At 70.9% G+C, this 11,087-nt stretch carries 11 protein-coding genes; 3 read left to right on the top strand and 8 right to left on the bottom strand.

What is annotated here, in order from left to right; genetic code table 11:
- Positions 1-31: 31 nt before the first annotated feature.
- The 4 genes from ABZ725_RS03745 to ABZ725_RS03730 all read right to left on the bottom strand — a co-directional run bounded on the left by ABZ725_RS03745 (position 32) and on the right by ABZ725_RS03730 (position 3,919).
- Positions 32-787, bottom strand: a complete 756-nt coding sequence (locus tag ABZ725_RS03745; RefSeq protein ID WP_351903119.1) for an AIM24 family protein — start codon at positions 785-787, stop codon at positions 32-34.
- Positions 788-805: 18 nt separating this feature from the next.
- Positions 806-1,486, bottom strand: coding sequence for an AIM24 family protein (locus ABZ725_RS03740; protein WP_351903116.1), 681 nt, complete (start codon positions 1,484-1,486; stop codon positions 806-808).
- Between the two features lie 11 nt (positions 1,487-1,497).
- A complete protein-coding gene (locus tag ABZ725_RS03735) occupies positions 1,498-3,177 on the bottom strand; it encodes a TerD family protein (RefSeq protein ID WP_358801137.1) in 1,680 nt (559 codons plus the stop codon).
- 145 nt (positions 3,178-3,322) lie between these two features.
- Entirely contained in the window at positions 3,323-3,919 is a 597-nt protein-coding gene (locus tag ABZ725_RS03730; protein WP_351903110.1) for a M48 family metallopeptidase, read from the bottom strand.
- Positions 3,920-4,160: 241 nt separating this feature from the next.
- On the opposite strand from ABZ725_RS03730, the gene ABZ725_RS03725 reads away from it, so the two are divergent.
- Together ABZ725_RS03725 and ABZ725_RS03720 are read left to right on the top strand one after the other, a co-directional pair.
- Positions 4,161-5,375 (top strand): TOMM precursor leader peptide-binding protein, encoded by a 1,215-nt coding sequence (locus ABZ725_RS03725; protein WP_358801136.1) that lies wholly within the window; start codon positions 4,161-4,163, stop codon positions 5,373-5,375.
- Complete coding sequence (locus tag ABZ725_RS03720; protein WP_351903104.1) at positions 5,368-6,756, top strand: AarF/ABC1/UbiB kinase family protein; 1,389 nt, start codon at positions 5,368-5,370, stop codon at positions 6,754-6,756. The genes ABZ725_RS03725 and ABZ725_RS03720 overlap by 8 nt, the downstream gene beginning before the upstream one ends.
- A 186-nt stretch (positions 6,757-6,942) precedes the next feature.
- Here ABZ725_RS03720 and ABZ725_RS03715 read toward each other — a convergent pair whose 3' ends face one another.
- The 4 genes from ABZ725_RS03715 to ABZ725_RS03700 form a co-directional block, all read right to left on the bottom strand.
- The gene (locus ABZ725_RS03715) at positions 6,943-7,269 is read right to left on the bottom strand and encodes a hypothetical protein (RefSeq protein WP_351903101.1); all 327 of its coding nucleotides are present in this window, start codon (positions 7,267-7,269) and stop codon (positions 6,943-6,945) included.
- On the bottom strand, positions 7,266-7,634 hold the full coding sequence (locus ABZ725_RS03710) for a WhiB family transcriptional regulator (protein ID WP_030038270.1): 369 nt from the start codon (positions 7,632-7,634) through the stop codon (positions 7,266-7,268). Before ABZ725_RS03710 ends, ABZ725_RS03715 begins: the two co-directional genes overlap by 4 nt.
- Before the next feature lie 177 nt (positions 7,635-7,811).
- Positions 7,812-8,129 carry a hypothetical protein gene (locus ABZ725_RS03705; protein ID WP_358801135.1) on the bottom strand — a complete coding sequence of 106 codons (318 nt, stop codon included), beginning with the start codon at positions 8,127-8,129 and terminating at the stop codon, positions 7,812-7,814.
- 189 nt (positions 8,130-8,318) lie between these two features.
- Positions 8,319-10,535, bottom strand: a complete 2,217-nt coding sequence (locus tag ABZ725_RS03700; RefSeq protein ID WP_358801134.1) for an ATP-dependent DNA helicase UvrD2 — start codon at positions 10,533-10,535, stop codon at positions 8,319-8,321.
- A 202-nt stretch (positions 10,536-10,737) separates the two neighbouring features.
- On the opposite strand from ABZ725_RS03700, the gene ABZ725_RS03695 reads away from it, so the two are divergent.
- The gene (locus tag ABZ725_RS03695; protein WP_351903091.1) at positions 10,738-10,980 is read left to right on the top strand and encodes a mycoredoxin; all 243 of its coding nucleotides are present in this window, start codon (positions 10,738-10,740) and stop codon (positions 10,978-10,980) included.
- The last annotated feature ends 107 nt before the right edge of the window (positions 10,981-11,087 follow it).

Here is an 11,087-nt window from a genome sequence, read left to right as displayed (position 1 = left end):
TGGTCGCCCCTTACGTTCGCTCTCCTGAGGATCAGCTCCAGACGTTGCCCTGGTTCTGTCCGCGGACCCCCTGCTGCCCCATGCCGTACTGGGCGGCCAGGCCGGAGCCGATCTGGGCGTTCTGCGGCGGCAGCAGCTCGCTGGGCTGGACGAGCGCGTAGCCGCTGCCCATGAAGCTCAGCTCCCAGCCCTCACCGGTGTTGCCGCGCCGGCGCCACACCCCGGAGGTGTGCGTCTGGGCCTGCATCTGCACCCGCAGCCCGGTCGACCAGGCGACGATGGCGTCGGCGTCGCAGTTGACGTACTTGTCGGGCGTGACCTGCATCATCAGGGGCGCGCCCGAGGTCATCAGCGCGACCTTGCCGCGGCCGGTGATGTTGAGCTGGTACTTCCCTGAGCCGGAGATGCCGTAGAGGCTGTCGACGGCGATGACCTCGTGGTGCAGCGCGGAGTCCATGGCCAGCACATAGCTGCTGTCCACGGTCAGACCGTCCTGCTCCACCTCCACCACATGGACGTGCTGGGCGAGGTTGGCGAGGTAGACCGTGCCCTGCCCGTGGCACCGCATCAGGTCCAGGCCCTCGCCGGTGTGCGCACGCGCGCGTCCCTGGTTGTTGCTCTGGTACTCGGCGTCGAACTCCATCAGGCCCTGATAGGCGACCATCGTGCCCTTGCGGGCGAGGATGTCGTCGTGGCCCTCCAGGGTGACCCGGAGCATCTGCTTGTTCTGCAGACTCCAGCGTTCCTGGGTCTGCGAGTCGTTGTGCGCGAAAAGTGGGCTCTGCATGGCGTTTCTGGCTCCCCCTCAGCCCCGGACCCGGAGGCGGTCGGTGCTGTCCTCACTGGGCTGGACGACGACGATGCCCTGACCGGAGAAGGCCATCTGGTAGGCCTCGCCGCTGCCCCGGCCGATGAGCGACTGCGCCTTGAAGCTGCGCTTGCCCTTCACCTTTAGGTTCGGGGACCAGGCGACGAGCGCGTCGGGGTCGACGTACGTCTCGTCCTCGCCGCCACCGCAGTCGACGACGATCGGCTTGCCCCGCGAGGTCAGCGCGACCCAGCCCTGCCCGGAGATCTTGGTGTTCCACAGGCCCTGACCGGCGAACTTCGCAAGCCCCTTGACGCGCTCGACGCCCCAGGTGAGGTGCGCGTCGAAGGCGAGCAGGTTGGTGGCGTTGACGGAGATGCCGTCGCCGTTGAGCTGGATGACGACGACGTTCGCCCCGTAGTCGGCGAGGTAGAGCAGGCCGTCGCCGGTGCACTTCATGAGGGGCGCGCCCTCGCCGGTCATCCAGTCACGGGCGATCTGGCGGACGGCCGGCGGGTTGGGCTCGTACTGGACGAAGCCCTCGTAGGCGACCATCGAGCCCACGCGCGCGAAGAGGTCGTTCCCGGTCTGCATGGCGACCTTCAGCATGTGGTTGCCGTGGTTCTCCATGCGGGCGGTGACGGGTGCGGGGGCGTAGCCCGCGAGCGGCTGGTTCATGACGGGCTCCCTCAGACCTCGTACGGCTGGACGACGATGAAGTTGCCGGGAGCTCCCCGGAACTGGAGGTTGACGCTCTCTCCGGTGTCGCCCGGGTAGGCGTTGCGGCGCATCCGCACCTGGCTGGAGACGACCACCTGGGAGGCGGCCGACCAGGCGACGACGGCGTTGCAGTCGGCGAACGTGGTGGGCGTGACCGGCAGGACGACGGGCGTGCCGTGCGTCTTCACGACGATCGTGCCGGTGCCCTGGAACTGCATCGTGAACAGCGCGCCGCCGGGGATCCCGTGCCCCTCGACGCGGCGGACCTCGTACTGGAGGCTCTCGTCGAAGGCGAGGACGTTCTCGGAGGAGACGCAGATCGCGTCGCCCTGGAGTTCGATGGGGTGCAGTTGGGTGGAGTTCTCGGCGAGGAACACCTGCCCCTGGCCGGTGCAGCGCATCAGCTGCATCTCCTGGCCGGTCGCGTTGCCGACGATCCGGCCGGCGAACCCGGCGCCCTTGTAGCTGAAGTCGACCTTGCCCTGGTAGAGGACCATGCTGCCCTGGCGGGCGAGCACGGGCTGGCCGCCGATGGCGAGGTCGACGCGGATCATCTTCTTGGTCTGGGGCGTCCAGCGCTGTCCGGTGGGCGTCTCCTTGAACTGCTGGAGTGCGGCGGTCACACCCGCGCCGCCCTGGGGCGCGCCCTGCGGCACGCCGTACGCCTGCTGCCCCGGGACCTGCCCGAACGGCGGCTGCTGACCGTAGCCGGGCGGCGGGGTCGGCTGTCCGTAGCCGGGCGGGGCCTGCGGTGCCTGGGGCTGCTGGCCGTAGCCGGGAGGCATGGGCGCGGTCGGCGCGGGGCCCTGGCCGTACGGCTGCTGCTGGGGCGGCTGGCCGTACGGAGCCGGTGCCGGGGCGGGGGGCGGCACGTGGCCGCCGCCGGGCGGGGTCAGGGGCGCGACGATGGTCGGCGCGGCGTGCATCGACGGCGCGGGGGCCGGGGCGGGCGGCGGAGTCGCTGCGGGCGGGGGCGCGAAGCCCTGCGCAGCGGGCTGCGGCTGCTGCGGAGCGGGCACCGGGGCCGGGGCGGGTGCGGAGGGTGCGCCGAAGGCGGGCGGGGCGAAACCGGGAGCCGCCCCGGCCTGCGGCTGCTGCTGCGGTGCGGCAGGCGCCTCCTCCTCGGCGACCTCGCCGCCGAAGTTCTTCAGCAGCGCGTCCAGGCCGCCGTCGAAGCCCTGTCCGACGGCCGCGAACCGCCACACGTCCTTGAAGTAGAAGTCGCCCAGCATCACGGCCCGCTCGGTGGTGAACTCCGAGCCGTTGAACGCGTAGCGGGCCACTTCCTCGCCGCCGGCGACGATGCGGATGTAGCCGGGGTTGATCTGCGACATCTGTCCGGCGCCGTCGAGGGTCGCGGTGAAGGACAGTTTGCGGATCTGCTGCGGGATCCGGTCCAGAGTGATCCGGAAGGATTCCGTGTCTCCCGCCTGGGCGCCCAGGAGCTGGACGGACTCCTCAGGGGACTTCGGCTGGTTGAAGAAGACGAAGTACCGGTCGTCCGAGAGCCGCTCGTCGGCGTCGAGGCCGAAGCAGCTGATGTCGAAGGTCAGGCCGGGAGCGGTGATCTGCACGCCTACGTACAGATCGGTGCCCGCGGTGAGGTCACTGATCTTGGCCTTGTGGCCGCGCTGGAATTCCCTGGGCATGCGTAACGACCGTCCCCCATCCCGATGTGTGAGTGCGTCGCGTCAGGCTAACGGCAAAGTCTGACAACGCACGATGTCGGTACAGACCCGGTACACAACCCGCGTCACCTGATACCGACCGGGTTCGCTCCGCGCGCGCCGCAGGTCACTCCCCGCCCGCGCCGGGCGGGTGGGGCAGCCGTTCGGCCGCTACGACGCCCTCGAGGTAGCCGCGGGCGCGCTCGGTGCGCGGGTAGGACTCCAGGAGCCGCCAGAAGTCGGGGCCGTGGCCGGGCACGAGCAGATGCGCGAGCTCGTGGGCGAGGACGTAGTCGATGACGTACTCGGGCATGCCCTTCAGACGGTGCGACAGACGGATGCTGCCCTCGGCCGGTGTGCACGAGCCCCAGCGGGTGTTCTGGTTGGTCACCCAACGGACCGAGGTGGGCCGGGCCCGGCCGCCGAAGCACTGGGCCGACAGTCGCTCCGCGCGCTCGGCCAACTCGGCGTCGCCGGGCACCCGCCGACTCTCCTGGGCGGCGAGCTTGTCGAGCATGACGCTCACCCAGCGTTGCTCCTCGGCCTCGGACATCCGGGCAGGGATGAGCACGATGGTGCGATCGCCCTCGCGGTACGCGGAGACCGTCCGACGTCGACGGGCGCTTCTGCGGACCTCGATCGCGCTCGCCCCCGAGCCGCTCGGCGGCTGGCTCGTCGCGCTGCGCTGTGGGCTTCCGGCGCGGTGCAGTGGGTCGGCGGACACGCCCCGACGTTACCCGCTGCACACGGGGGAAGTCCCGACTCCGGGACGGTTCGCTTCCGATCTCCTCCGCCGCCTTTGCCTCGTACGACGGATTTGTACGACGAACGCCGTTGCCTGTGGACAACTTTCGGCACGCCCGAGCGGTCCCGGGCATGCTGGCACTCGTCGGCGGAGCGAGGACACCCCCACGCCCCCGCTCCGCCGACCCGACGGGGAGATTCCAGGCATACGGGGGCCTTTGATGCATCCGATGGTGAAGCCCGCGCTGCGGCGCGGCTGGCGTGACCTCAACACGGTGCAGTTCGGTATGACACCGGCGCACGCGCTGACACTCGGCCCGGTGGACACGGCGACGGGCAGTTTCCTCGATCTGCTGGACGGCACCCGCGGCCTCGCGCTCCTGCGCGAGGAGGGCCGCCGCATGGATCTGCCCGACGGCCATGTCGACCGGCTGGTGGAGCGGCTGGCACGGGCCGGGCTGCTCGACGACGCGCGCGGCGGCGGGCCGGAGGCCTCCGCGCTGCGAGAGAAGAAAGAGGTCATGGACCGGCTGCGCCCGGATCTCGCCGCACTGTCCCTGATCACCTCGGAACCGGGCGACGCGATGGAGCATCTGACAGCCCGAGGCCGGCTGCGGGTCCAGGTACGGGGCGCCGGCCGAGTCGGCGCGGTGCTGGCCGCGTTGCTGTCGGGAGCGGGGGTGGGCGAGGTGGATGTGCGCGACGGCGGCCTGGTGGAGCCTGCGGACGTGGCACCGGGCGGCCTGCCCGCCGAGGCGGTCGGCGAGCGTCGGGACGAGGCCGCTCGCCGCGCCGTGCGCCGCGCCGCCCCCGGCCGCCCACCCCGCAGGAAGACAGGATCACCGGCCGGGACGGACACCCCCGGCCACTCCCTGGTGATCATCGCTCCACGTGACGACGTGTCGGTGCACGCGCCCGCTCCTTCCGCGGCGGAGCCGCTGATCGCCTCGGGCACACCGCATCTCTACGCGGGGGTCGTGGAGGGCACGGGCGTGGTCGGCCCGCTCGTGCTGCCGGGTGAGACGGGCTGCGCCGGTTGTCTGCAGCAGGACCGCACCGACCGGGACCCGGCCTGGCCTCGGCTGGTCTCCCAGTGGCACTCCGGGAAGCGGCGCGCGGCCCGCGCCTGTGACCTGACACTGGCCACGACGGTCGCCGGGCTGGCGGCGGCCCATGCGCTCGCCTTCCTCGACGGCCGGACCCCGTCGAGCGCGGGCGCCCGCTGGGAGGTCTCCGTCCCCACTCTCCAGTGGCATGCGCGACCGGTATGGCCCCACTCCGCCTGTCTGTGCGGGGCCGCGGGGAAAGGTAAGCAGGAACACACCTCCGAGTACCAGGCATCGCACGCGACAATGGGGGAGCAACGGCATTCGAAGGGGTTACGCCGTACGACGGACGCGGCGCGGCTGGCTGGGACTTGGAGGGCGCATGTCTGATCTTCCCCGGAAGGCGGTCACCCGGACCGCCAAGCTCGCCGCGCTCCCGCTCGGCTTCGCCGGGCGGGCGACCTGGGGTCTGGGCAAGAGGATCGTGGGCGAGTCCGCGGAGATCGTCAGCCGCGAGCTGCAGCAGCGCACCGCCGACCAGCTCTTCAAGGTGCTGGGAGAGCTGAAGGGGGGCGCGATGAAGTTCGGGCAGGCCATGTCCGTCTTCGAGTCCGCCCTCCCCGAGGAGGTGGCCGGCCCTTACCGGGCGGCCCTCACCAAGCTTCAGGACGCGGCGCCGCCGATGCCGACCCGCACGGTGCACTCCGTGCTCGCGGAGCGGCTCGGCGAGGACTGGTCCGAGCTGTTCCTGGAGTTCGACGACAAACCGGCCGCGGCGGCCTCGATCGGCCAGGTGCACCGAGCGGTGTGGCACGACGGCCGGGAGGTCGCGGTCAAGGTCCAGTACCCGGGAGCCGGTGAGGCCCTGCTGTCGGACCTGAACCAACTCAGCCGTTTCGCACGGCTGTTGGGCCCGCTCATCCCGGGTATGGACGTCAAGCCGCTGATCTCCGAGCTCAAGGACCGGGTCTCCGAGGAGCTCGACTACAGCCTCGAGGCGCAGGCCCAGCACGCCCATGCGGAGGAGTTCGCCGACGATCCCGACTTCGCGGTCCCGGCGGTCGTCCACCAGCGCGACCAGATCCTGGTCACCGAGTGGATGGACGGCGTGCCCCTGTCCGAGGTGATCGCCGACGGCACCCGGGAACAGCGCGACCGCGCCGGCCAGTTGCTGTCCCGCTTCCTCTTCTCCGGCCCGGCCCGCACCGGCCTGCTCCACGCCGACCCGCACCCCGGCAACTTCCGCCTGCTGCCCGGCGGTCCGGACGGCGAGGACGACTGGCGCCTGGGCGTCCTGGACTTCGGCACGGTGGACCGGCTCCCGGGCGGTCTGCCGGACCCGATCGGTGAGTCCCTGCGCATGACGTTGGACGGGGAGGCGGAGGCGGTCTACGAACTCCTCTGTACGGAGGGCTTCGTCAAGGACTCCATCGAGCTGGATCCCGACGCGGTCCTCGACTACCTGCTGCCGATCATCGAGCCGGCCGAGGTGGAGGAGTTCACGTTCACCCGCGGCTGGATGCGCAGCCAGGCGGCGAGGATCGCCGACCCCCGCTCCCCCGCCCACCAGTTGGGCAAGCAGCTCAACCTGCCTCCGGCCTATCTGCTGATACACCGGGTGACGTTGAGCACGATCGGTGTGCTGTGCCAGCTCGGCGCGACGGTCCGGCTGCGCGAGGAGTTGGAGGAGTGGCTGCCCGGGTTCCTCCCGGAGGACGCCCTGGAGGCTCTGGAGGCCCTGGAAGTGGAGGAGTCGGTGGCGGAGGCGTGAGCGGGCAGGTGTGAGCCGGCAGGTGTGAGTGACCCTGCCCACCGCACTGTGACGTACCTCACCGCCAGTCCGCGGTGGATCGCCCGGACAACGCACCGCGGGGGCCGGTCCGTTCGGACGGACCGGCCCCCGCGGGGGAGAGCTTCGCCTCCCCTGTCGGGAGGCCACCGCTTCAGGTGGGCGTGGTTACTGCATCACGGCGATGGCGAGCGCCCGGCGAGCACGCATCGAGGCGCGCTCGGCCCGGCGCTGCATCCGGCGAGCGGTCGCCAGGCGCACGGCCCGACGTTCCCGCTCGGCCTCTTGCAGTCGGTCGTGCATATGCGCACGAGCCAGGGCTTCTGGGATGAGTTGCATCTCCCGTGTCCTGTTCTGGCGCGAGTCGTACGCGCCGGTGGTGGTGATGTCTTCGGTCGCGGAGCCTGCGGGCTCGCTGGTGATCGGCTTCATCGGGGCCTGCTTCTTGGGGTCTTGCGTGAGGGGGCGGTCGATCGTTCCTGCGATGGTGTTCATGCCGTGACCGGGTTCTTGCGCGGGCGACCACGCGGCCGCTTCCGGGCGACGACGACACCCTGGACGAACAGCTCGCCACCCCAGACACCCCAGGGCTCGCGCCGCTCCTTGGCGCCGGCGAGGCAGGCCTCGACCAGCGGGCAGGTGCGGCAGAGGGACTTGGCGTACTCGACGTCGGCCGGCGACTCGGCGAAGAAGACCTCCGGGTCATAGGAACGGCAGGGGACGGGTACGCCGAGGTTCTCGATGGCGTCGTCGAGCGCGGTGAGCGCCGTGAGCGGGGTCAAGGTGGAGTCCTCCGTGAGGCCGGGCGGGGGGATCGTTTCGGAAGGCGGTACGGACGGGGCGTGCGCTTCGAGTTGCACGGTTCGTCTTCCTCGTCTGGTCGGTCCGGTCCTGTGGGACCGGTTGTCGGCTGGGTACCGGGTTCTTTTCTTGTCCCGAGGCCCCTTCGCTCCGTCGTCCCCGTTGTTCGGGGAAAACAGAAGGGCCGCGGATCCCGGATGGGGTTCCGCGGCCCTGAAGGCGCCGGCCTGAGTCGATCAGGCTGGATCACTCCAGGGTTCTGGCCCACGGAAGGCCCACATCTGGTGGTGCTGCGTCGTCTGCTTCCGGCTTCCGGCACCGGCTGCCGTAAAGGCATAGGTCAGCGCTTCTGCCTTTACTGCTTCCAGTGCCTCAGTCGGTCGCTCATTGCGCTCGCGGACGGGAAGGCCCACGGGAGCAGCGGAGGAGGACGCCGACCGGTCGGCACGAATGCCGGACAGACCGGTGCCCAGGACCGAGGTGCCGAGCATGCACGCGGAGACGATCGAGCGATCGTTCAGTTTCGCGGTGGAGCTGCTGTTGGTGATGATCACTGGAATCGCCTCCTCTCGGCGTCTCGGGGGACCGGGGGTGAACCCAGTCCGTCGGATATGCAAGTACAGCACGGAATCAGGGCCTTCGAGAAGGCCGCCGTTCCCGTGTCTAAGAACCTATGGGGATTGCTGGGGCATGCGCAAACTATTTTTTCGACGAGTTCGGATCAGTCCTCCGTCAGTCCCCCGTCACTCCTTCTCGTCGTCCCCTCCGACGTCGTGGCCTGCGCAGATGGCCAGGACGTCGGCTCCGTAACGGTTGAGCTTGCGCATGCCGACCCCGGGGATCCGTGCGAGCTCGCCCTCCTCCTCGGGGACGGTCTCGGCGATCGCCATCAGCGTCTTGTCGGTGAAGACGCAGAACGCGGGCTGGCCGGCGCGCTGCGCCTGCACCGCCCGCCAGTCCCGCAGCCGTTCGTAGAGCCCCTCGTCCATGTCGGAGGGGCAGTCCTCACAGCGCATCAGCTTCATCTCGCCGGCGTCGGTGAGGGTGCGCCCGCAGACCCGGCAGCGGGCCGGGGTGCGCTGGGTCCGGCGCGGCGCGGCGCGGCCGCCGACCGCGGCGGCCCCGGTGAAACCGCGCTCGATGCCTCCGGCGCCGCCGACGCTGCCGGTGCCACCGCGGGCGCCGGTGGTGCCGGAGCCGGGGCGCAGGCCGTCGAGGAAGCGGCTGGGGCGGCGACTCGCGCGACCGCCGGGCGAGCGGGAGAGCGCCCAGGAGACATGGAGGCGCTCACGGGCCCGGGTGACCCCGACGTAGAGGAGGCGGCGCTCCTCCTCGATCTGTTCGTCGGTCTTGGCGTAGCTGATCGGCATCATGCCCTCGGCGACGCCGACCAGGAAGACGACGTCCCACTCCAGGCCCTTGGCCGAGTGCAGGGAGGCCAGCGTGACGCCCTGGACGGTCGGGGCGTGCTGGGCGTTCGCCCGTTCGTCGAGCTCGGCGACCAGGTCGGCCAGTGTCGCGCCGGGCTGGGCGGCGGTGAAGTCCTGCGCGAGATTGACCAGCGCGGCCAGCGACTCCCAGCGCTCTCTGACGGCTCCGGAGCCGGCCGGCGGCTGCGAGGTCCAGCCTTCGCCGGAGAGGACGGCACGCACCTGGGAGGGCAGGTCGACGGTGTCTTCGAGGAGGGTGTCGTTGCCGCCGAAGCGGGCGGCGGCGCGCAGTGCGGCGATCGCCTTGCGTACCTCGGGGCGGTCGAAGAAGCGCTCGGCGCCACGCAGCTGGTAGGGGATGCCGAGGTCGGCGAGGGCCTGTTCGTAGGTCTCCGACTGCGCGTTGGTGCGGAACAGGATGGCGATCTCCGCGGCCGGGACACCCGCGCCGAGGAGCTCGCGGATGCGGCGGGCCGCGCCTTCGGCCTCGGCGGGCTCGTCGGTGTAGTCGGCGTAGCCGGGCTCGGGCCCGGGTTCGCGCTGGGAGATCAGCTCCAGGCGGTGGTCCGCCGCGCGGCCGCGGGCCTGGGAGAGCAGGCCGTTGGCCAGGTGGACGACCTGAGGGGTGGAGCGGTAGTCACGGACCAGCTTGACGACTGTGGCGCCGGGGTGGCGGGTGCGGAAGTCGAGGAGGTGGTCGGGGGTGGCTCCGGTGAAGGAGTAGATCGTCTGGCTGGCGTCCCCGACCACGCACAGGTTGTCCCGGTCGCCGAGCCACAGTTCGAGCAGGCGCTGCTGGAGGGGGCTGACGTCCTGGTACTCGTCGACCACGAAGTGCTGGTACTGGGCGCGGACCTGCTCGGCGATGTCGTGCCGGTCCTGCAGGACGGCGACGGTCAGCAGCAGGACGTCCTCGAAGTCGATGACGGCGCGCTCCCGCTTGAGGTCCTCGTAGGCGGAGTAGAGCTGGGCGATCTCGGCGGGGTCGCGGGGGATCTCGCGGCCCGCCTTGGCGGCTGCCAGGGCGTAGTCGGCGGGGACGGTCTGGGTGACCTTGGACCACTCGATCTCCGCGATCGCGTCCCGGAGCTCGCCCCGGTCGAGACGGAGGCGGCAGGCGGCGGCCGCGTCGGAGACGAGCTGGAACTTGCGGTCGACGAGCCGGGGCAGGGAGCCACCGATCGCTTTCGGCCAGAAGTACTGGAGCTGTCGCAGGGCCGCGGAGTGGAAGGTGCGGGCCTGCACGCCCTGGGCGCCGAGCTGACGCAGGCGGCCCCGCATCTCCCCGGCGGCGCGGTTGGTGAAGGTGACGGCGAGCACGCTGGAGGGGTGCAGGATGCCGGCGCGCACACCGTAGGCGATGCGGTGGGTGATCGCCCGGGTCTTGCCGGTACCGGCTCCCGCCAGCACACACACCGGACCGCGCAGGGCGGTGGCCACCTCGCGCTGCTCGGGGTCGAGCCCGTCGAGCACCGCGTCGGCCGAGTCCGGTGCCTGCGGGAAGAGGGGGGAGTGCGTTGCTGCTGTCACATGGCCATGCTGCCAGGTCGGCGGAGACGGGCGGGACGGTTGTCCACAGGCGGCCCTCGCAGTCGTACTAATGCGGCGGACATCACCTCCGGCCGTTCGCACCTCGGAGGCGTCCCGGGAATGGTGGCCCTTTCAAGTACGTTCTCCCTCTGCGACCACCCGACCGCTCGCCCCCCGGACCCGTCGAAGGAGCACAAGAGACATGCTGGGCACTGTGACGATGTACAGCACCACGTGGTGCGGCTACTGCCAGCGGCTGAAGAAGCAGATGGACCGCGAGGGCATCGCGTACACCGAGATCAACATCGAGCAGGACCCGGATTCCGCGGCGTTCGTGGAGAAGGCGAATGGCGGAAACCAGACGGTGCCGACCGTGCTGTTCCCGGACGGCTCGACGCTGACGAACCCGTCGCTGGCCCAGGTGAAGCAGAAGGTCGGCGCATAGGCGCATACAGAAGGGCGGCCCCCGGTTGTCGAGACGGTCCCGTGGTGGGAGGGCGCGTACGCGGCCGAGGTGCAGGCCTCGCTGAAGAAGTACGACCCCGGGGCGCG

Origin of the sequence: Streptomyces sp. NPDC006872, from assembly GCF_040635845.1 — a bacterium.
Classification (GTDB): Bacteria; Actinomycetota; Actinomycetes; order Streptomycetales; family Streptomycetaceae; genus Streptomyces.
This window is presented reverse-complemented; position numbering and strand designations above follow the sequence as displayed.

Excerpts from the sequence above, each read along its gene's own strand:
- ABZ725_RS03745 (WP_351903119.1), bottom strand. The coding sequence starts at position 787 with ATGCAGAGCCCACTTTTCGCGCACAACGACTCGCAGACCCAGGAACGC.
- ABZ725_RS03740 (WP_351903116.1), bottom strand. The coding sequence starts at position 1,486 with ATGAACCAGCCGCTCGCGGGCTACGCCCCCGCACCCGTCACCGCCCGC.
- ABZ725_RS03735 (WP_358801137.1), bottom strand. The coding sequence starts at position 3,177 with ATGCCCAGGGAATTCCAGCGCGGCCACAAGGCCAAGATCAGTGACCTC.
- ABZ725_RS03725 (WP_358801136.1), top strand. The coding sequence starts at position 4,161 with ATGCATCCGATGGTGAAGCCCGCGCTGCGGCGCGGCTGGCGTGACCTC.
- ABZ725_RS03720 (WP_351903104.1), top strand. The coding sequence starts at position 5,368 with ATGTCTGATCTTCCCCGGAAGGCGGTCACCCGGACCGCCAAGCTCGCC.
- ABZ725_RS03715 (WP_351903101.1), bottom strand. The coding sequence starts at position 7,269 with ATGAACACCATCGCAGGAACGATCGACCGCCCCCTCACGCAAGACCCC.
- ABZ725_RS03695 (WP_351903091.1), top strand. The coding sequence starts at position 10,738 with ATGCTGGGCACTGTGACGATGTACAGCACCACGTGGTGCGGCTACTGC.